Origin of the sequence: Pseudomonas sp. NPDC090233 (assembly GCF_044772285.1) — a bacterium.
Lineage (GTDB): Bacteria > Pseudomonadota > Gammaproteobacteria > Pseudomonadales > Pseudomonadaceae > Aquipseudomonas.
Map to the genome: position 1 here is coordinate 480095 of NZ_JBIVYQ010000005.1, position 20624 is coordinate 500718.

At 63.1% G+C, this 20624-nt stretch carries 21 protein-coding genes; 13 read left to right on the plus strand and 8 right to left on the minus strand.

Annotated features, from left to right (window positions below):
- The 5 genes from minE (at position 1) to ACIQUF_RS16725 (ending at position 4962) form a co-directional block, all read left to right on the plus strand.
- The gene (minE, locus tag ACIQUF_RS16705; RefSeq protein WP_003252572.1) at positions 1–255 is read left to right on the plus strand and encodes a cell division topological specificity factor MinE; all 255 of its coding nucleotides are present in this window, start codon (positions 1–3) and stop codon (positions 253–255) included.
- A gap of 81 nt (positions 256–336) precedes the next feature.
- Positions 337–972, plus strand: coding sequence for an RluA family pseudouridine synthase (locus ACIQUF_RS16710; RefSeq protein WP_400802455.1), 636 nt, complete (start codon positions 337–339; stop codon positions 970–972).
- Positions 973–1123: 151 nt separating this feature from the next.
- Positions 1124–2413: a M18 family aminopeptidase gene (locus tag ACIQUF_RS16715; protein ID WP_403133306.1), complete on the plus strand. Its 1290-nt coding sequence runs from the start codon at positions 1124–1126 to the stop codon at positions 2411–2413.
- Positions 2414–2593: 180 nt separating this feature from the next.
- Positions 2594–2761: a hypothetical protein gene (locus ACIQUF_RS16720; protein ID WP_011532728.1), complete on the plus strand. Its 168-nt coding sequence runs from the start codon at positions 2594–2596 to the stop codon at positions 2759–2761.
- Between the two features lie 44 nt (positions 2762–2805).
- Complete coding sequence (locus ACIQUF_RS16725) at positions 2806–4962, plus strand: mechanosensitive ion channel family protein (RefSeq protein WP_403133309.1); 2157 nt, start codon at positions 2806–2808, stop codon at positions 4960–4962.
- A 3-nt stretch (positions 4963–4965) separates the two neighbouring features.
- Here the strand turns inward: ACIQUF_RS16725 and ACIQUF_RS16730 are convergent, their stop codons facing one another.
- The gene (locus ACIQUF_RS16730; RefSeq protein WP_403133312.1) at positions 4966–5679 is read right to left on the minus strand and encodes a UTRA domain-containing protein; all 714 of its coding nucleotides are present in this window, start codon (positions 5677–5679) and stop codon (positions 4966–4968) included.
- Positions 5680–5955: 276 nt separating this feature from the next.
- On the opposite strand from ACIQUF_RS16730, the gene ACIQUF_RS16735 reads away from it, so the two are divergent.
- From ACIQUF_RS16735 to ACIQUF_RS16760, 6 genes are all read left to right on the plus strand, one after another.
- Positions 5956–7020, plus strand: a complete 1065-nt coding sequence (locus ACIQUF_RS16735; RefSeq protein WP_403133314.1) for an ABC transporter substrate-binding protein — start codon at positions 5956–5958, stop codon at positions 7018–7020.
- A 129-nt stretch (positions 7021–7149) separates the two neighbouring features.
- The gene (locus tag ACIQUF_RS16740) at positions 7150–7956 is read left to right on the plus strand and encodes an alkaline phosphatase family protein (protein WP_403133316.1); all 807 of its coding nucleotides are present in this window, start codon (positions 7150–7152) and stop codon (positions 7954–7956) included.
- Complete coding sequence (locus ACIQUF_RS16745; protein ID WP_403133317.1) at positions 7953–8786, plus strand: ABC transporter permease; 834 nt, start codon at positions 7953–7955, stop codon at positions 8784–8786. The genes ACIQUF_RS16740 and ACIQUF_RS16745 overlap by 4 nt, the downstream gene beginning before the upstream one ends.
- The gene (locus tag ACIQUF_RS16750) at positions 8776–9570 is read left to right on the plus strand and encodes an ABC transporter permease (protein ID WP_403133319.1); all 795 of its coding nucleotides are present in this window, start codon (positions 8776–8778) and stop codon (positions 9568–9570) included. The genes ACIQUF_RS16745 and ACIQUF_RS16750 overlap by 11 nt, the downstream gene beginning before the upstream one ends.
- Before the next feature lies 1 nt (position 9571).
- Positions 9572–10561, plus strand: a complete 990-nt coding sequence (locus ACIQUF_RS16755; RefSeq protein WP_403133322.1) for an ABC transporter ATP-binding protein — start codon at positions 9572–9574, stop codon at positions 10559–10561.
- 13 nt (positions 10562–10574) lie between these two features.
- Positions 10575–11228 carry an HAD family hydrolase gene (locus ACIQUF_RS16760; protein WP_403133324.1) on the plus strand — a complete coding sequence of 218 codons (654 nt, stop codon included), beginning with the start codon at positions 10575–10577 and terminating at the stop codon, positions 11226–11228.
- A 64-nt stretch (positions 11229–11292) separates the two neighbouring features.
- Here the strand turns inward: ACIQUF_RS16760 and ACIQUF_RS16765 are convergent, their stop codons facing one another.
- Positions 11293–12255, minus strand: coding sequence for an NAD(P)H-quinone oxidoreductase (locus ACIQUF_RS16765; RefSeq protein ID WP_403133328.1), 963 nt, complete (start codon positions 12253–12255; stop codon positions 11293–11295).
- A 142-nt stretch (positions 12256–12397) separates the two neighbouring features.
- Between ACIQUF_RS16765 and ACIQUF_RS16770 the strand changes: the two genes are divergently transcribed.
- Positions 12398–14479 (plus strand): carboxy terminal-processing peptidase, encoded by a 2082-nt coding sequence (locus tag ACIQUF_RS16770; protein ID WP_403133330.1) that lies wholly within the window; start codon positions 12398–12400, stop codon positions 14477–14479.
- A gap of 144 nt (positions 14480–14623) precedes the next feature.
- On the opposite strand, the gene ACIQUF_RS16775 is transcribed toward ACIQUF_RS16770, so the two are convergent.
- The 6 genes from ACIQUF_RS16775 to ACIQUF_RS16800 form a co-directional block, all read right to left on the minus strand.
- Positions 14624–14992 carry a hypothetical protein gene (locus ACIQUF_RS16775; RefSeq protein ID WP_400802476.1) on the minus strand — a complete coding sequence of 123 codons (369 nt, stop codon included), beginning with the start codon at positions 14990–14992 and terminating at the stop codon, positions 14624–14626.
- Complete coding sequence (locus ACIQUF_RS16780; protein WP_403133333.1) at positions 14989–15327, minus strand: multiprotein-bridging factor 1 family protein; 339 nt, start codon at positions 15325–15327, stop codon at positions 14989–14991. The genes ACIQUF_RS16775 and ACIQUF_RS16780 overlap by 4 nt, the downstream gene beginning before the upstream one ends.
- A gap of 100 nt (positions 15328–15427) precedes the next feature.
- On the minus strand, positions 15428–15868 hold the full coding sequence (locus ACIQUF_RS16785; protein ID WP_403133336.1) for a YkvA family protein: 441 nt from the start codon (positions 15866–15868) through the stop codon (positions 15428–15430).
- A gap of 257 nt (positions 15869–16125) precedes the next feature.
- Positions 16126–16878, minus strand: a complete 753-nt coding sequence (locus ACIQUF_RS16790) for an FKBP-type peptidyl-prolyl cis-trans isomerase (RefSeq protein WP_400802480.1) — start codon at positions 16876–16878, stop codon at positions 16126–16128.
- 225 nt (positions 16879–17103) lie between these two features.
- On the minus strand, positions 17104–18036 hold the full coding sequence (gene pcaQ, locus ACIQUF_RS16795; RefSeq protein WP_403133339.1) for a pca operon transcription factor PcaQ: 933 nt from the start codon (positions 18034–18036) through the stop codon (positions 17104–17106).
- A 10-nt stretch (positions 18037–18046) separates the two neighbouring features.
- On the minus strand, positions 18047–18976 hold the full coding sequence (locus ACIQUF_RS16800) for a helix-turn-helix transcriptional regulator (protein ID WP_403133342.1): 930 nt from the start codon (positions 18974–18976) through the stop codon (positions 18047–18049).
- A gap of 293 nt (positions 18977–19269) precedes the next feature.
- Here ACIQUF_RS16800 and ACIQUF_RS16805 point away from each other — a divergent pair, with 293 nt between their 5' ends.
- The gene (locus ACIQUF_RS16805) at positions 19270–20610 is read left to right on the plus strand and encodes an MFS transporter (protein WP_403133344.1); all 1341 of its coding nucleotides are present in this window, start codon (positions 19270–19272) and stop codon (positions 20608–20610) included.
- Positions 20611–20624: the final 14 nt, after the last annotated feature.

Genomic DNA, 20624 nt, shown 5'->3' on the forward strand with positions numbered 1-20624 from the left:
ATGAACCTTTTTGACTTCTTTCGTGGCAGACAGAAACAGACCAGCGCGTCGGTGGCGAAAGAGCGTCTACAGATCATCGTGGCGCATGAGCGCGGCCAGCGCAGTGAACCGGACTACCTGCCGGCACTGCAGAAAGAACTGCTCGAAGTGATCCGCAAGTATGTGAACATCGGCAACGATGACGTGCACATCGAGCTGGAAAACCAGGGCAGCTGCTCGATCCTGGAGCTGAACATCACCCTGCCTGATCGCTGATCCAGCCCGTCAGGTACAGACGAAACCACTGGGGTTGCCCTGCAGCCCCAGTGGTTTCGTCATTTTCATCGAGAACTCGCAATGCCGCTGTCGAACGTCCAGATCCTTCATGAAGACGCCGCCATCCTGGTGGTCAACAAGCCGACGCTGCTGCTGTCGGTGCCAGGCCGTGCCGATGACAACAAGGACTGCCTGATCACCCGCCTGCAGGAAAACGGCTATCCCGATGCGTTGATCGTCCACCGCCTGGACTGGGAAACCTCCGGCATCATCCTGCTGGCCCGCGACGCCGACAGCCACCGCGAGCTGTCGCGCCAGTTCCACGACCGCGAGACCGAAAAGGCCTACACCGCGCTGTGCTGGGGCCAACCGGCGCTGGACAGCGGCAGCATCGACCTGCCGCTGCGCTACGACCCGCCGACCAAGCCCCGGCATGTGGTGGACCACGAGCAAGGCAAGCATGCGCTGACCTTCTGGCGCATCCTCGAACGTTGCGGCGATTACTGCCGGGTCGAGCTGACGCCGATCACCGGGCGTTCGCACCAGTTGCGTGTGCACATGCTGTCGATCGGGCATCCGCTGCTGGGCGACCGTTTGTATGCCAATCCCGAGGCGCTGGCGGCGCATGAGCGGTTGTGCCTGCATGCGGCGATGCTGAGCTTTACTCATCCGGTTTCCGGGGAACGGTTGAAGTTCGAGTGCCCGGCACCGTTTTGATTTGTGTTGCCTGTACCGGCCTCTTCGCGGCTGAAGCCGCTGCCACAGAGAACTACACAGCATCAGTGGGAGCGGCTTTAGCCGCGAAGAGGCCGACACAATTTGTCGACTTAATACGCTAAACTCGCCCCACTGCTGTCTGGAGTGAGTTATGCGCGAAGCACTGAATACCGGCCTGATCGATTTCCTCAAGGCCTCCCCCACGCCCTTCCACGCCACTGCCAGCCTGGCCCAGCGCCTCGAGGCTGCCGGCTACCAGCGCCTGGACGAGCGTGACAGCTGGGCCACAGTGCCTGGCGGTCGCTACTACGTCACCCGCAACGACTCTTCGATCATCGCCATCAAGCTCGGCAAGCAAGCACCCCTGCAGGGCGGCATCCGCATGGTCGGTGCGCACACCGACAGCCCGTGCCTGCGGGTCAAGCCGCAGCCCGAGCTGCAGCGCCAGGGCTTCCTGCAACTGGGCGTGGAAGTGTATGGCGGCGCCCTGCTGGCGCCGTGGTTCGACCGCGACCTGTCGCTGGCCGGCCGAGTCACCTTCCGCCGCGACGGCAAGGTCGAAAGCCAGCTGATCGACTTCAAGCTGCCGATCGCCATCATCCCCAACCTGGCCATCCACCTCAACCGCACCGCCAATGAAGGCTGGATGATCAACCCGCAGACCGAGCTGCCGCCCATCCTGGCCCAGGTCGCAGGCGACGAGCGCATCGACTTCCGCGCCCTGCTCACCGAGCAGCTGGCCCGTGAGCACCAGCTCAACGCCGACGTGGTGCTCGATTACGAGCTGAGCTTCTACGACACCCAGGACGCCGCACAAATCGGCCTGCACGGCGACTTCATCGCCGGCGCGCGCCTGGACAACCTGCTCTCGTGCTACGCCGGCCTGCAGGCAATGCTGGCCGCCGACAGTGACGAGACCTGCGTGTTGGTGTGCAACGACCACGAAGAAGTCGGCAGCAGCTCGGCCTGCGGCGCCGACGGCCCGATGCTCGAACAGACCCTGCAGCGCCTGCTGCCGGATGGCGACGCCTATGTTCGCACCATTCAGCGCTCGCTGATGGTCTCGGCCGACAACGCCCACGGCGTGCACCCCAACTACGCCGACAAGCACGACGGCAACCACGGGCCCAAGCTCAACGCCGGGCCGGTGATCAAGGTCAACAACAACCAGCGCTACGCCACCAACAGCGAAACCGCCGGGTTCTTCCGCCACCTGTGCATGGCCGAAGAAGTACCGGTGCAGAGCTTCGTGGTGCGCAGCGACATGGGCTGCGGCTCGACCATCGGCCCGATCACCGCCAGCCACCTGGGCGTGCGTACGGTCGACATCGGGTTGCCGACTTTTGCCATGCATTCGATTCGTGAGCTGTGTGGCAGCCATGATCTGGCGCATCTGGTGAAGGTATTGACAGCGTTCTATCGGTCGCGCGAGTTGCCTTGATGTTGATGTAGGCCTCTTCGCGGCTGAAGCCGCTCCTACAGGTACGGTGCAGCACCCCGTGGGAGCGGCTTCAGCCGCGAAGAGGCCGGCACTGACAACCCACCTGCCCAGGATCAATCCCGCTTCGCTTGCCACCCGCTATGCTTACTACATGGCCTCAACGCAAAAGGATTGCCGCCCATGTCCCCCTTTCTGTCCCTGTTCGTGCCGGTGTTTCTGTTCCTGATGCTGCTGACCATCGGCTTCAGCCTGCGCGAGCGCAACATCGGCGTATTGATGATGTGGATCGGCACGCTGGGCATCTTCGGCCTCACCTGCTGGAAGATCCTGGAGAAACTGCCCACATAAACCTCTACACTCGGCCAATCGTTTGACCTGAGGTAGATTCCCCGGTGCCAGCCCTCCTGCGTTGCCTTGCCCTGCTGCTGTTCCTGTTCATCGTCCCCGCTCACGCGGCCGGCCTGCCGAGCCTGCTGGGTTCGAGTGCGCCCGCCCAGCCCGAAGCCACCGAACCCTTGGGCAAGTCGCTGGACGAGGTGATCAAGAACCTGGAAAACGATCAGCAACGGGCCAAATTGCTGGCCGACCTGAAGAAACTGCGCGACGCCACCAAACAATCGCAACCGACCGTCGAACAAGGCGTGTTGGGCCTGATCGGCGGCGCACTGCATGACTTCGAGAAGCAGTTCAGCGGCGACGCCAGCCCCTTCCATCGCTGGTCCCTGGAAATCGACCAGGCCCAGACCGAGCTGATGGACCTGGTGGTACCGGTGCATCAATGGCCGGCAATCCTGTTCGGTTTCGCCGCGATCATCGCCGTGTGGAGCCTGCTGGCCTATGCCTTCAACTGGATCGGCCATCGCGTGCGGGTGCGCTTTGGCCTGACCGAAGAGCTGCCCCAGCACCCGCGCACCTGGGACCTGCTGCGCTTCGCCCTGCGCAAACTCGGGCCGTGGCTGGTGGCGCTGGTGTTCACGGTGTACCTGAGCTTCGCCCTGCCCTCCTCGCTCGGCAAGTCGATGGCGATGGTGCTGGCCTACGCCCTGGTGGTCGGCACCTGCTTCTCGGCCATCTGCGTGATCGCGTTCTCCTTGCTCGATGGCCCGCATCGCCACCGCGCATTGCACATCCTGCGCCACCAGGCCTTCCGCCCGCTGTGGCTGATCGGCAGCTTCGCCGCTTTTGGCGAAGCGATGAGCGACCCGCGCATGCTGGTCGCCCTGGGCACGCACCTGGCCCACGCCCTGGCCACCCTGGCCAACGTCATCGCCGCGCTGTGCACCGGGCTGTTCATCCTGCGCTTCCGCCGCCCGATCGCCCACCTGATCCGCAACCAGCCCCTGTCGCGGCGCCTGACCCGGCGCACGCTCAGCGACACTATCGAGATCCTCGGCAGCTTCTGGTTCATCCCGGCGCTGATCCTGGTGGCCATCTCGCTGTTCGCTACTTTCGTTTCCGCTGGCGACACCAGCACCGCCCTGCGCCAGTCGCTGATGTGCACGGTGCTGGTGGTGGTGTGCATGGTGCTCAACGGCCTGGTGCGCCGCCACGCCGCCCACCCCAAGCGCGCCAACAAGCGCCAGGCGGTGTACGCCGAGCGTTTGCGCAACTTCGGTTACCTGCTGGTGCACCTGTTCATCTGGCTGGTCTTCATCGAGCTGGGCCTGCGCGTGTGGGGCCAGTCGATGATCAACTTCGCCGAAGGTGACGGCCACGAAGTCAGCCTGCGCCTGCTGGGCCTGGCCGGCACGCTGATCGTTGCCTGGCTGGTGTGGATCCTCGCCGACACCGCCGTGCACCATGCGCTGGTGCGTTCGCGCCGGGGCCTGGCCAACGCCCGTGCGCAAACCATGATGCCGCTGATCCGCAACGTGCTGTTCGTGTTCATCTTCATCATCGCGGTGATCGTCGCCCTGGCCAACATGGGCATGAATGTCACGCCACTGCTGGCCGGTGCCGGTGTGATCGGCCTGGCCATCGGTTTTGGTGCGCAGTCGCTGGTGGCCGACCTGATCACCGGCCTGTTCATCATCATCGAGGACTCGCTGGCCATCGACGACTACGTCGATGTCGGCGGCCACCTGGGCACGGTCGAGGGCCTGACCATCCGCACCGTGCGCCTGCGCGACATCGACGGCATCGTGCACACCATCCCGTTCAGCGAGATCAAGAGCATCAAGAACTACTCGCGTGAATTCGGCTACGCGATCTTCCGTGTGGCCATCCCGCACAGCATGAACATCGATCAGGCCATCACGCTGATCCGTGAAGTGGGGCAGAAGTTGCGCAACGACCCGCTGATGCGCCGCAACATCTGGTCGCCGCTGGAGCTGCAAGGGGTCGAGAGCTTCGAGTCGGGCTCGGCGATCTTGCGTGCGCGCTTCAAGACCGCGCCGATCAAGCAGTGGGAAGTGTCGCGGGCGTTCAACCTGGCGCTGAAGCGGCAGCTGGATGAGGCGGGGCTGGACTTGGCGACGCCGCGCCTGTCGGTGCAGGTGGTGACGGCGGGCGGTGGCGGCATGGCCGAAGCTGGCAAACCTGCCAGCTAGGGCTTAGCCCGCCTGGGCGCGGATGCGGATCGCATCATGCCGCCAATACTCCAGGTCACAGTCGATCAGATGCCCATGCTGGTCACTGTTGACCCGGGTGATATGCAGCCCGGGGCTGCCCGTGGACACCTTCAAGGCCGCTGCCGCATCCACCGGCAGCGCCGTCGGCAGTATTTCGAAACACACCTGGCCATAGCCGATGCCGTACACCCGCCCATAAATTTCGGTCAGCGACTGCGCCAGGTCTTGCTCAAGAATCGCCGGGAAGTACCTCGGGTTGAGGTAGTGCTCGGCATACAGCACCGCCCGCCCATCAATGCGGCGCAGCCGGCAAATGCGTACCACACTCGACAACGCGGGCAGGCGCAAGCGCGCGCAAACCGCAGCTGACGCCGGTTGCAGCCTGGCCGAAAGCAACTCGGTGGTTGGAACCCGCCCCTGGTCCCGCACCATGGCATGAAAGTGGCTACGCTCGATCAGGTCGTAGGTCAGCCGCTCGGGTGCGACGAACCAGCCGCGCCGCTCTTCGCGGTAGATCAGCCCTTGCGCCTCCAGTTGCACCAGCGCCTCGCGCAGGGTGATGCGCGTGGTGTCGAATACTTCACTGAGCTTCCGCTCGGCCGGCAGCTTGCCGCCCGGCGCCAGCAGGCCGTGCTCGATCTGCTCCTGCAGGGCATGGCAGATGGCTGTTACCGCACGCGGTGGCATCGACTGCATCAAGGGTTACCTATCTGGACTAGTCCAGCCCCAGAACAGGGCACTTGGAGAATAGTGCAAGCCTAGGGAGGGCTGATGAACATCCTGTGACAAAGCTTCTGCGCACCCCTGCCAGATTCGCGCCAACCCCGATAAATCGGGCCTTTCGATCTGGTCTACGCTGTATTTCCAGGGCTTACCCTACATCAAACTGTCACGCAATCGGTCTACCTTGGCGCAAGGTTTGCTGAACTAGACCAACAACGATCGCGCAAGGCACCCACCAAGGAGCTTCGGATGAAAAAGTTGTTCATGGCGTCACTGCTCGGCTCGGCCATCACCCTGTGTACTTCGGCCATGGCCGCCGGCACCGACCTCAAGGCCCTGGAAGACGCCGCCCGCAAGGAAGGCACCGTCAACAGCGTGGGCATGCCCGATGCCTGGGCCAATTGGAAAGGCACCTGGGACGATCTGGCCAGTAAGTATGGCCTCAAGCACAGTGATACCGACATGAGCTCGGCCCAGGAAATCGCCAAGTTCGAAGCCGAAAAGGACAACGCCAGCGCCGACATCGGCGATGTGGGTGCTGCCTTCGGCCCGATCGCCGTGGCCAAGGGCGTGAGCCAGCCGTACAAGCCAAGCACCTGGGACCAGGTGCCGACCTGGGCCAAGGACCAGGATGGGCACTGGGCGCTGGCCTATACCGGCACCATCGCCTTCATTATCAACAAGGACCTGGTGAAGGAAGACGAACGGCCTAAAACCTGGCATGACCTTGAAAAGGGTAAATACAAGGTCGCCATCGGTGACGTCGGCACTGCCGCTCAGGCGGCCAATGGTGTGCTGGCCGCGGCGATCGCCTACAAAGGCGACGAGAGCAATGTCGCCCCTGGCCTGCAGTTGTTCACCAAGCTGGCCCAGCAGAAACGCCTGTCACTGGCCAACCCGACCATCCAGACTCTGGAAAAAGGCGAGGTGGAAGTCGGCGTGGTGTGGGACTTCAACGGCCTGAGTTACCGTGATCAGATCGACCCCAAGCGTTTTGAAGTGCTGATCCCGTCGGACGGTTCGGTCACCTCGGGCTATACAACCATCATCAACAAGTACGCCAAGCACCCGAATGCGGCGAAGCTGGCGCGCGAGTACATCTTCAGCGATGCCGGGCAGATCAACCTGGCCAAGGGGCATGCCCGGCCGATCCGTGCCGAGCACCTGAAACTGCCGGCGGATGTGCAGGCCAAGTTGCTGCCTAATGAGCAATACGGGGCCGCTCAGCCAATCAAGAATGCCGAGGCCTGGGAAGCGACGTCCAAGGCGCTGCCGCAGAAGTGGCAGGAGCAAGTGATCATCGAGATGGAGTAATGAGCTAGGTTCTCTAGCGCTTGGATGGGCCCTATCGCGGGTGAACCCGCTCCTACAGGAGGCAGTGCAGTACCTGTGGGAGCGGGTTTACCCGCGAAGAAGCCAACGCGGTTTATGACTGGAGCAATCATGCAACACAACGTCATCCTGGTCCTGCTCGACGGCCTCAACCACCAGGTCGCGCACCACGCCATGGGCCACCTGCACGCCTACGTCGAGGCCGACCGCGCCGCGCTGTACCGCGTGGAGTGCGAGCTGCCATCGCTGTCGCGACCGCTGTACGAGTGCATCCTCACTGGTGTTGCGCCAATCGACAGCGGCATCGTACACAACAACATCAACCGCCTGTCCAACCAGCGCAGCGTGTTCCACTACGCCCGCGAGGCTAACCTGGGTACGGCTGCGGCGGCCTATCACTGGATGAGCGAACTGTACAACCGCTCGCCCTTCGACCCGCAGCGCGACCGCCACACCCACGCGCCCAAGCTGCCGATCCAGCACGGGCTGTTCTACTGGGACGACCGATACCCCGATTCGCACCTGCTGGCCGACGCCGAATACCTGCGCCGCCGCCACGCACCGAACTTCCTGCTGGTGCACCCGATGAGCATCGACGACACCGGCCACCGCCACGGCCTGGACAGCAGCCAGTACCGCAACGCCGCGCGCAGCGCCGACATTCTGCTGGCCGACTACCTGCCGCGCTGGCTCGAAGAGGGTTACCAGGTACTGGTCACCGCCGACCACGGCATGAACAACGATCGCTCGCACAACGGCCTGCTGGCCGAGGAACGCGAGGTACCGTTGTTCGTGTTCGGCGACGCCTTCAGCCTCGACCCTGCCGCCAAGCCGCTGCAGACCGAACTGTGCGGCACCATTTGCGAATTGCTCGGCGTGGCCCACGACAAGACCGTCTGCCGGGAGCTGCTCAAGTGAGTGCCAGGAGCCGCGCCCTGGCCTTGCTCTGCCTGCTGCCGTTCGCCGTGTTCTTCGTCATTTTCCAGATCGCCCCGCTGGCTTGGGTGGCGCTCAACAGCCTGCAGTCGGAGGCCGGATGGGGCGTGGAAAACTTCACCAAGGTGTTCGCCTCCAAGTTCTACCTGCAGGCGCTGCAACGCAGCCTGGAGATCAGCTTCTGGTCGAGCCTGTTCGGCATCGTCATCGCCACCCTCGGCGCCTACTCGCTGCGCCAGGTGGATTCGCGCCTGCGCGATTTCGTCAGTGCGTTCGCCAACATGACCAGCAACTTCGCCGGGGTGCCGCTGGCCTTCGCCTTCATCATTCTGCTCGGTTTCAACGGCGCGCTGACCTTGCTGCTCAAGCAAATCGGCCTGCTGGAAGACTTCAGCATCTATTCGAAAAGCGGCCTGATCCTGGTGTACACCTACTTCCAGATCCCGCTCGGCGTGCTGCTGCTCTACCCCGCCTTCGACGCGTTGCGCGAAGACTGGCGCGAGTCGGCCGCGCTGCTTGGCGCCAGCCACTGGCAGTACTGGAGGCATATCGGCCTGCCGGTGCTGACCCCGGCGCTGCTCGGTACCTTCGTCATCCTCCTGGCCAACGCCCTGGGCGCCTACGCCACGGTGTATGCGCTGACCACCGGCAACTTCAACGTGCTGCCGATCCGCATCGCCGGGCTGGTGGCCGGTGACATCAGCCTCGACCCCAACCTGGCCAGCGCCCTGGCGATGGTGCTGGTAGGGCTGATGACGCTGGTCACGGTGGTCCATCAATGGCTGTTGAAGAGGAGCTACCATGCGCGCTGAAGCCAACGCTGGCAGCCTGTACCACCGCGTGGTGGTGTACCTGCTGTTTCTGATCCTGCTGTTGCCGCTGGCTGGCACCTTGCTCTACTCGCTGGCCACCAGCTGGTCCGCCAGCCTGCTGCCCAGCGGCCTGACCCTGAAATGGTACGTGGCGCTGTGGAGCGAGCCGCGCTTTCTTGCCGCCTTCGGCCAGTCGCTGCTGGTGTGCATGGGCGCGCTGCTGCTGTCGGTAGTGCTGATCCTGCCGCTGTTGTTCGTGGTGCACTACCACTTCCCCAAGCTTGATGCGCTGATGAACATCCTCATCCTGCTGCCGTTCGCGGTGCCGCCGGTGGTGTCGTCGGTGGGCCTGTTGCAGCTGTACGGCAACGGGCCGATGGCCATGGTCGGTACGCCGTGGATCCTGATCGGCTGCTATTTCACCATCGCCTTGCCGTTCATGTACCGGGCTATCACCAACAACTTGCAGGCGATCAACCTGCGCGACCTGATGGACGCCGCCCAGCTGCTGGGTGCCAGCACCTGGCAGGCGGCGTTCCTGGTGGTGCTGCCGAACCTGCGCAAGGGCCTGATGGTGGCGCTGCTGCTGTCGTTCTCGTTCCTGTTCGGCGAGTTCGTGTTCGCCAACCTGCTGGTCGGCACCCGCTACGAGACCCTGCAGGTCTACCTGAACAACATGCGCAACAGCAGCGGCCATTTCAACAGCGCGCTGGTGATCTCGTACTTCGCCTTCGTGCTGGTGCTGACCTGGGTCGCCAACCGTTTGAACAAGGACAAGACCTGACATGAGCTTCGTCAGCGTACAAAAACTGCACAAGCGCTATGCCGGCACCCCGGTGTTCGAGAACATCGACTGCCAGATCGAACGCGGCGAGTTCGTCACCCTGCTCGGTCCGTCCGGGTGCGGCAAATCCACCCTGCTGCGCTGCATCGCCGGGCTGACCCCGGTCGATGGTGGGCAGATCCTCCTCGATGGCCAGGATATCGTGCCGGTCAGCCCGCAGAAGCGCGGAATCGGCATGGTGTTCCAGAGCTACGCGCTGTTCCCGAACATGACCGTGGAGCAGAATGTCGCCTTTGGCCTGCGCATGCAGAAGGTCAAGGCGGATGAAAGCCAGGCACGCGTGCGTGAAGCCCTGGAGCTGGTCGAGCTGGGCAGCTTTGCCGGGCGCTACCCGCATCAGCTGTCGGGGGGCCAATGCCAGCGCGTGGCCCTGGCCCGCTCGCTGGTCACCCGCCCGCGCCTGCTGTTGCTCGACGAACCGCTGTCGGCGCTGGATGCGCGCATCCGCAAGCACCTGCGCGAGCAGATTCGCGCGATCCAGCGCGAACTGGGGCTGACCACCATCTTCGTCACCCATGACCAGGAAGAAGCACTGACGATGTCCGACCGCATCTTCCTCATGAACCAGGGGCGCATCGTCCAGAGCGGCGATGCCGAAACGCTCTACACCGCGCCGGTGGACCTGTTCGCCGCCGGCTTCATCGGCAACTACAACCTGCTCGACCCGGACAGCGCCAGCCGCCTGCTGCAGCGCCCGGTGGCCAGCCGCCTGGCGATTCGGCCGGAGTCGATCACCCTGGGCCGCGATGGTGAATTGGATGGCGAGGTGCGCAGCCACAGCCTGCTTGGCAACGTGATTCGCTATCGGGTGCGGGTGCGCGACGTGGAGTTGGTGGTCGACGTGCTCAACCGCTCATCGGCCGACCTGCACGCGGACGGCCAGCGGGTATCCTTGTCGATCGACCCCACGGCGCTACGGGAAGTGGCCTAAGGAGATTCAACGCATGGCACTGGCAATTTTCGACCTCGACGAAACACTCATCCACGGCGACTGCGCGTCACTGTGGAGTGAACAGATGGCGCGGCTGGGCTGGGTCGACGGCAAAGCATTCTTACGCCGCGACCACGAATTGATGGAGGCTTACGGCAAAGGTCACCTGGCGATGGAGGACTACATGGCCTTCAGCCTGGAGCCGATTGCCGGGCGCACGCTGGAAGAGGTCGAGCATCTGGTGGAGCCCTGGGTCGAGGATGTGATCGAACCGATCATTTTTGGCGACGCCTGCCGCTGCATCGCCGAACATCGCAAACGTGGGGACCGCATTCTGATCATTTCGGCGAGCGGTACGCACCTGGTCGGGCCGATTGCGGCGCGGCTGGGCGTGGATGAATACCTGGCGATCGAACTGGAGGCGGTAAACGGGGTGTATACCGGCAAGACCCACGGGGTGCTGACCTACCGTGAAGGCAAGATCACCCGCTTACTGGAATGGCTGGATCAGGAACAGGAAAATCTGGAGGGGGCGAGTTTCTATTCCGATTCGCGTAACGACTTGCCATTGTTGTTGAAGGTGGATCACCCGCATGTGGTGAACCCGGATGCGGTGCTGAGGGAGCATGCCGAGACCAATGGGTGGCCGATTCTGAGCTGGAGCTAGCCTGATCCGGCCTCTTCGCGGGCGGTCCGACGTCTCGGCGAGCCCCGCGAAGAGCCGGCCCTGGTTACTCCAGGCTCGGATCGATCACCATCACCAGCTTGCCCGACACCTGATTGCTCTCAAGTGCGGCATACGCCGCTTGAGCGAACGCCACCGGGTAGGTATCCACCAGTTGCGCCGACAAGCGCCCTTCGGCAAACAGCGGCCACACCTGCTGCTGCAACTCGCGCAACAACTCGGCCTTGAACCCGTCATCACGGTTGCGCAGCGTTGAGCCGGTGATCTCCAGCCGCTTGCCGAGCACCTGCGCCAGGTCCAGCTCAAACTTGCGCCCGCCCATCAGGCCGATGATGACCCAGCGCCCGTCACGCGCCAGCAGCGTGAGGTTAAGCTGCCCATAGCTGGCACCTACCGGGTCGAGGATCACATCGAACGGCCCAAAGCCTTCCAGCGCTTCGAGGTTCTCGTTACGCACCACGCCACCTGCTGCACCCAGCGCTTCGCAGTACGCCAGACGATCCTGCGAACCGACACTGACATACACCGGGTTGCCAAACGCCTTGCACAACTGGATCGCCGCCGAACCGACACCGCTTGCGCCCGCGTGCACCAGCACCTTCTCCCCAGCTTTAACCTTGCCCAGCTGGAAGATGTTCAACCACGCGGTGGCATACACCTCGGGCAGCGCCGCCGCTTCATGCAGGCTCAGGCCCTCTGGCACCGGCAGCACATGGCGGGCATCCACCACCACTTCCTCAGCCATAGCGCCACTGGCCAGCAATGCGCAGACCCGATCGCCCACGCGCCAGTCGGCGCCTGCGCCCACTTCTTCGATGATGCCCGCGCACTCCAGGCCCATATAAGGGCTTGCCCCAGGCGGCGGCGGATACAGACCCTTCATCTGCAACAGGTCGGCGCGATTCAGCCCCGCAGCGGCCACGCGAATGCGTACCTGGCCGGCGTCAAGGGCCGGGCGCTCGGCCTCGACCCACTCCACATGTCCCTCTTCGCCTTGCAATGCCTTCACAGTGCCTCCATAGTTGAATCACATGACTGAGCCTGGGGAACCCTCGCCCCGGGCTTTTTGCAGTATTTGTCCGGCTCCATGGAACCGGCAACGGAAAAGACGGCCTACTATGCGTGATCAATTGCCTCCACGTCGAATCAGCATGAAGCATTTCCTACCTAGCACCGCCCTGGCCCTCGTAATCGGCCTGGGTAGCCTCACGCTCGGCGGCAATGCGGCGGCCGCCAACAAGTGGGACAGCCTGCAGCCGGACCGTGACGAAATCGTCGCCAGCCTTAATGTGGTGGAGCTGCTCAAGCGCCACCATTACAGCAAGCCGCCGCTCGATGACGCCCGCTCGGTGATCATCTACGACAGCTACATCAAGCTGCTGGACCCGGCGCGCAGCTACTTCACCGCGGCCGACATCGCCGAGTTCGACAAGTGGAAGACGCAGTTCGACGACTTCCTCAAAAGCGGCAACCTCGACCCTGGCTTCACCATCTACAAACGCTACCTCGACCGCGTCAAGCAACGCCTGGACTTCGCCCTGGCCGAGCTGAACAAGGGCGTCGACAAGATGGACTTCACCACCAAGGAAACCTTGCTGATCGACCGCAAGGACGCGCCGTGGCTGAAGAACCAGGCTGAGCTCGACGAGCTGTGGCGCAAACGCGTCAAGGATGAAGTGCTGCGCCAGAAGATCGCCGGCAAAGAGCCCAAGCAGATTCAGGAAACCCTGACCAAGCGCTACAAGAACCAGCTGTCGCGCCTGGACCAGACCCGTGCCGAGGACATCTTCCAGGCCTATATCAACACCTTTGCCCAGTCCTACGACCCGCACACCAACTACCTGTCGCCGGACAATGCCGAGAACTTCGACATCAACATGAGCCTGTCGCTCGAAGGCATCGGCGCGGTGCTGCAAAGCGACAACGACCAGGTCAAGATCGTGCGCCTGGTGCCGGCAGGCCCTGCGGCCAAGACCAAGCAGGTGGCGCCGGCCGACAAGATCATCGGCGTGGCCCAGGGCAACAAGGAAATGGTCGACGTGGTCGGCTGGCGCCTGGATGAAGTGGTCAAGCTGATCCGCGGCCCGAAAGGCTCGGTGGTGCGCCTGGAAATCATCCCGGCCAGCAATGCACCCAGCGACCAGACCAGCAAGATCGTTTCGATCACCCGCGAGGCGGTCAAGCTCGAAGAGCAGGCGGCGAAGAAGTCGGTGCTCAAGCTCAAGCAGGCTGGCCGTGACTACAAGCTGGGCATCATCGAGATCCCGGCCTTCTACCTGGACTTCAAGGCCTACCGTGCTGGCGATCCGGAGTACAAGAGCACAACCCGTGATGTGAAGAAGCTGCTTACCGAGCTGCAGAAGGAAAAAGTCGACGGCGTGGTCATCGACCTGCGCAACAACGGCGGCGGTTCCCTGCAGGAAGCCACCGAGCTGACCAGCCTGTTCATCGAGAAAGGCCCGACCGTGCTGGTACGCAACAGCGATGGCCGGGTCGACGTGCTCGAAGACGAAAACCCCGGTGCCTTCTACAAAGGCCCGCTGGCGCTGCTGGTCAACCGCCTCTCGGCCTCGGCGTCGGAGATCTTCGCCGGTGCCATGCAAGACTACCACCGCGCCCTGATCATCGGCGGCCAGACCTTCGGCAAAGGCACCGTGCAGACCATCCAGCCGCTCAACCATGGCGAGCTGAAGCTGACCCTGGCCAAGTTCTACCGGGTTTCCGGGCAGAGCACCCAGCACCAGGGCGTACTGCCGGACATCGACTACCCGTCGATCATCGACACCAAGGAAATCGGCGAAAGCGCCCTGCCCGAGGCCATGCCGTGGGACACCATTCGCCCAGTGGTCAAGCCGGCGGCCGACCCGTTCAAGCCGTACCTGGCCCAGCTCAAGGCGCAGCATGAGGCGCGCAGCGACAAGGACGCGGAGTTCACCTACATCCGTGATCGCCTGGCGCTGACCAAGAAACTGATGGACGAAAAAACCGTCAGCCTCAACGAGCAGGACCGCCGCGCCCGTCATGATGAGATCGAAGGCAAGCAGCTGGCACTGGAAAACATCCGCCGCAAGGCCAAGGGTGAGGAGCCGTTGAAGGAGCTGAAGAAAGAGGACGAAGACGCGCTGCCGACCGAGGATGAGAATACCAAGCCGGAAGACGATGCGTACTTGTCCGAGACTGGGCGTATTCTGATTGACTACCTGAGTGCGAGTACCAAGGTGGCCAAGCAGTAATCGGCCATTGCGTCAGGATGAAAATGAAGGGCCGGGCATGTGAATGCCCGGCCCTTTCTTTATTGAGTCCACCACCTAACCGGTGGATGGCACCGGCTTTGCCGGTGATCGCGGCTGAAGCCGCTCCTACAGGGTCTCGCTGGATCAGGCTACTTCGGGATAAGCGTACTCAAACACCCGCACCACCTCCGAGGCATGCCACGAGGCCGCCTCCATGCCGTCTACCGGCCCCGAGAAGCGCCCCAGGCGCTCCACGCATTCGAAGAAGCCAGTACGCGGCAGGCGACTTGCACCCTGGCTGATCACCAGCGAGCTGCGCAGCGGTTGCTCGGCACGGGCATCGAGCACGGCCAGGTACTCCAGCGCGGCGGTCAGCGTCTGCATGGCCGGGGTGGGCAATTGCAGACGCTCGATCAGCGCACGGTAAGTCAGCAAGTGGCGTTGACGGCGGGCCAGGTCAAGCTCATCCAGCAGGCTCTGCCAGTGCTGTCGGCTGATCCTGACCTGGCTCATGACGGCTCGCTCCAGCCCGCCACGCCCAAATGCCAGGCCAGGGCACGACGTATCGCATCGCCCGGCTCCCGTTCGCCCGATTCGATCATGGCCAGATAGACTGGGCTGACGCCGACATTACGCGCCAGCTGTTCGGCGGCGATGCCTTTGCTCTGTCGCAACTGCGCCACTTCGCTGAACGCAGGCAAGCTTGCTTCTGCTGACTTCTGCTCATTGGATGCGCCAACCGCCTCGGCTGGCGCCTGTCCGGCCGCCTTGAGCAACGCCTGGTATTGCTCCCAGGGAACGACGGCGTACTCGGGCTGACCGTCCCGGCTAATGACCTGAATACCCATAACAACCCCCTAACGTAGGATTACGGCATGTAATCCGTAGGCATAATCCTTATGCCAATTATATTACCAAGCGCGGGAGTCTGTGGGGATCTGCTTGCTTTCAGTGTGGTTTACGTTCCAGACGCAAGGCTTCCGGCGTATCCGGCAGACGTTCGACCACGCGCAGACGCTCTGGCGCCTGGCTGTCACGCCAGGCCTTGAAGCGCGCCAGTTCGTCGGACACGGTCTTCAGCACCCAGCCGAGCACGGCGATGTCATCGAGAAAACCTACGCCCAGCAACCAGTCGGGGATCGCATCGATGGGGCTGACGAAGTACAGCAGGCCAGCGACGATGGTCACCAGGGCCTTGGGGCTGATGGCGCGATACTCGCCCCGCCACCAGGCCAGGCACAGCGACTGCAACAACTTGATGTCTTCGCGCAGCTGACCCAGCCGGGGGCCTTTACGCGCGACGGCGAACAGCAAGGCCGGCAGCCGGCCACGGCTGAGCAGGCGTTCGGCCAGGGGCAGGAAGCGGGCGAAATTCCAAGGTGCGCTCATGGAGCCTCCAGCAGGGATAGGTTATCCACATTTATTGTGGATAACCTTGTGAACAGGGCGAAGTTTCTGACGTCAGGCGCCCACAAGGCAAGGGCCCCGGTCAGATCGGGCGTTTTTTACACAGTCGTTTCAAATCCGCAAACGATTTGCGCTGCCTTACCTCGGACACTATCAGGGTCGTGAGGTTCGGCCCAGTGCCTGGCGCAGAAATGACAACGCCCCGTAGAGACGGGGCGTTGTACAGGTACCGGCCAGTATTACTTGGCAGGTGCTTCAGCTGGGGCTTCTGCCTCTGGCGCGTCGCCTTGCAGCTGGGCCGGGTCCTTGATGGCGATCAGTTCCAGATCGAACACCAGCACCGAGTTGGCCGGGATCAGCGGGCTTGGGCTCTGCGCGCCGTAGGCCAGTTCAGCCGGGATGAAGAGCTTGTACTTCTCGCCAACGTGCATCAGTTGCAGGCCTTCGACCCAGCCTGGGATCACGCCGCTGACCGGCAGGTCGATCGGGCTGCCGCGCTCTACCGAACTGTCGAACACCTTGCCATCGGTCAGCTTGCCTTCGTAGTGGACAGTTACCACGTCGGTCGGCTTGGGCTGCGGGCCGTCGGCCTTTTTGATCACTTCATACTGCAGGCCAGAAGCGGTGGTGACCACGCCTGGCTTCTTGGCGTTTTCTTCGAGGAATTTCTTGCCGGCGGTGGCAGCTTCTTCGCTGGCCTTGGCCAGGCGCTCCTCGGCGCGTTTCTGCAGGGCGGTGAAGGCTTCTACCAGCTCTTCGTCCTTGATGCGCTGTTCTTTCTTGGTGACGGCGTCTTCGATGCCGAGGGCGACGGCTTTGGAATCAAGGTCTTCCATGCCTTCCTGAGCCAGGCTCTTGCCCATGTTCAGGCCGATACCGTAGGAAGCTTTCTGTGCCGGAGTCTTCAGCTCGGGGCTGCTGGCTTGTTGGTCGCAGCCAGCCAGTACCAGGCCTACCAGGGCAACCGCAGCCGCCAAACGATGCTGTTTCATGCTATTTCCTTGTTCATGCGCCATGTGGGCAATCAGGGTAAAGCCGCGAGCTTATCAGGCGGCCATTACCAATGGCTACCGGCATAAGAGCGGGTTCTGATAAGGAAGTTCAGTACTTAAAAGCGAATTCATCCAGGCTTTACAGCCATTGGCCAGTATTGACCCTTCATCGCGCTTTTGCCCGGAATTTGTGGCGATTTATGTCTGCAGGTTCTGAGCAGCCGCTCAGGGGTAATCACCCTCGCGGTATTGCCCCGCTACCTCGCGCAGCACATCGCACACCCATTGCCCTGGCACACTCTGCGGCAAGGCGGCATTGCGGCAGATCCCCACCGAACCGCCCGGCTCGCGTACCCCCAGGTCCAACTCAGCCAACTCGCCACGGCGCAGGTCGAGCAGCACCGCGTCACGCGGCGCCACCCAGAGTGCATCGCTGCCCAGCAGGTAGCGACGGCTCAGCGCCAGAGAGAGGGTTTCCAGCCGCTGCGAGGGCAGCTGGATGCCGCACTGCACGAACAGGCTGTCAGCGTGCTGGCGAATAGTCGTGCCGGGCGGCGGCAGCACCAGTGGATAGCGCCCTACACGCGCTCGCTCTACGGGCGTGCTGGCCAGCAAGGGATGCCCGGGGCGCACCACCAGGGCCATCGACTCGCTGTACAGGTGCTCGAACGACAACCCCTGAATCTGCGGGCTGTCGGTCATGCGCCCGACCACCAGTTCCAGCTCGCCCAGGCGCAATTGCCCGAGCAACTGCGCACTGGCCCCGGTCACCACGCTGATCAGCAACGCTTCATGGCGTTGATGCAGGCGGCACAGTACTTCTGGCATCAGCAGGCCTTCGACCGTGGAGAGCACGCCAATACGAACCTGCGACGGCGCCCGCGCCTCACCACGCAGGCTGTTCACGCCATCGCGCAGGGCCTGCACGCTGGGCCCGGCATAGCGCATGAAGCGGGTGCCGGCCGGGGTCAGTTCGACGCCCTGGCGGCTGCGCTCGAACAGGCGCGCTTCGAGCAGGTCTTCTAGTTCCTTGAGGGTCTTGGAGATCGCCGGCTGGCTGATCGCCAGAATATCGGCCGCTCTGGCCAGGCTGCCCTGCCGGGCAATCTCCAGGAAACACAGCAGGTGGCGGTACTTGATGCGGGTGTCGAGATTCATGCCGGCAAGCTTACCGCATCGCCACCTGCGGCGTATCCGGGTCGCGCTGCTGGCGGCGGAATTGCCCTGGTGGCAAGCCGTGGATCTGCCGGAAGCGCCGCGAGAAATAGGCCTCATCGGCGAAGCCACACAGGCGCGCCACCTCCCCCACCGGCCGGCTGCCATTGAGCAGGTAGTTGCGCGCTGCGTGCATGCGCCGCTCCAGCACCAGCTCGCTGAAGGTCTTGCCGATTTCCTTGCGCAGCCAGTGGGTCAGGTACGTGGGCGACAGGTAGGTCGCTGCAGCGACCTTGTGCAAGTTGAGATCGGGGTCGTCGATATGCCGGCGCAGGTACTCGCTCATGCGCCCGAGCGCAGCGCGGCGGCTGAGCTGCGCGGCATTGTTGTCGGCCAGTTCGCGCAAAGGTTCAGCGTACAGGCCGCAGACCTGGCCGATCAGTTGCAGCAGCAGGCCCTTGAGAATTTCGCGGCTACCGAAGCGGCGGTTGGCATCCAGATCGCGCATCTGCGTCAGCAAGCGCCGAATCTCGGCGAAATCGGCCTCATCGAGGCAGAAGTCGAGGTGTTCCTGGAAGCGGAACGGTGACAGCTCCGGTGCCTGCAGAATCGACACTTCTTCCAGGTCCATCGGGTCGCACGCCAAATGCGGCAGCAGGAAGGTCTGGGAAAAGTTGATCACCACGAAGTCGCTGTCGGCCGGATGCGGGATCACATGCACCCGGTGCGGCAGGATGAACGCCAGGGTGTTGCGGCGGAACGGTCGCTGCACGTTGCCGATGTGCTGCACCGTGTCGCCGCCAAAATTGACCTGGATCTGGAAATACTCGTGCCGATGCGGCGCGGTCTCGGCGGGGCGGCCACGCTGGTCGCGGATGTAGAAATCCATCAGCTCGCTGCGCTGCTGCATGAGGTAGGTCGGCACCTCGCGCTTGGGGGACATGGGCAATCTCCAGAAACCAGACATTAAGTTGTACGACGTCCAAACTCTGCAATTTAACCCCGCCTGCAAAAACCGATGCAACCGTTAATCGCTACAGCCCCCTAGAAACAAGACATTCAGCAATTTATCGAGGCAGAACCCCGCCCTTGGATTTTTTTGGACAGCACGACTCACCCCCGCCCTGGGTGAAAAAAACGGTATAAAACCCCCGTTGCTTTCAGGCTGTTGTACGACCACCTTAGGAAAGGGACTGCAGCCCAACCTCTACCAACAACAACAAACGAGGTCGACTCATGTCGAGCACGCCTACCCCCCGCGCCGCGTCGTCGTACGCGCTGGACGCGGCCCCTGCCCAGCGCCTGCCCACCCGCCGCCGCTGGTTCATGCTGTCGCTGCTGCTGGTGGCGACCATCATCAACTACGTCGACCGGGTCAACATCTCCATTGCCGCGCCGTTCATGGCCAAGGACCTGGGCCTGGACAAGGTCGAGATGGGCCTGATCTTCTCCGCCTTCGCCTGGACTTACGCGCTGGCTCTGGTGCCGGCTGGCTTCATCGCCGACCGCTTCGGTTCGCGCCTGACCTACGGCGTGTCGCTGATCAGCTGGTCGGCGGTCACCGTCGCCCAGGGCCTGGCCAGCGGTTTCGCTTCTCTGTTCGGCCTGCGCCTGGCGGTCGGTGCTATGGAAGCACCGGCCTTCCCCGCCAACAGCCGCGCGGTTACGGTGTGGTTCCCGGCACGTGAGCGCGGCATGGCCAGCAGCATCTACGTGTGCGGCCAATACCTGGGCACCGCGCTGTTCACCGGGGCCTTGTTGTGGCTGGCCACCACCTATGACTGGCGCCATGTGTTCTACAGCACGGGTGTGGTCGGCATCGTGTTTGGCGTGGTGTGGCTGTTTCTGTACCGCGACCCGCTGAACTGCAAGAAGGTCAGCAAGGAAGAGCTGACCTACATCGAAAACGGCGGCGGGCTGGTGAAAAGCAGCCAGCAACGCACCCGCTTCGACTGGCGCCAGGTGGCCGAGCTGTTGCGTTATCGTCAGGTGTGGGCAATTTGCCTGGGCAAGTTCGCCAGCACCTCAGCGCTGTACTTCTTCCTCACCTGGTTCCCGACCTACCTGATCGAAGAGCGCCAGCTGACCCTGATCAAGGTCGGCATCTTTGCGGTGATGCCGTTCATTGGCGCCACCGTCGGCATCCTTCTCGCCGGTATCGTTTCCGACCTGCTGATTCGCAAAGGCTACTCGCTGTCGTTCGCCCGCAAGCTGCCGCTGGTGGTGGGGTCGATGCTGGGCATGTCGATCGTGCTGGTGAACTTCACCGACTCCAACGTGCTGTGCATCGCCATCCTCACCCTGGCGTTCTTCGCCCAGGGCATCGCCTCGTCGTCGTGGGCGGCGGTGTCGGAAGTCGCGCCCAAGGAACTGATCGGCTTGACCGGTGGCATCACCAGCCTGGCGGCCAATATCGGCGGCATCGTCACGCCGATCGTGATCGGCGCGATCGTGCAGGCCAGTGGCTCGTTCGCCCTGGCGTTCTGGTTCATCGGCGCGGTGGCCTTGATGGGCACGCTGTCGTACTCGCTGCTGCTGGGCAAGCTGTTCCGCATTGAACTGAAGGCGTCGGCATGAGCACCGATATCTCC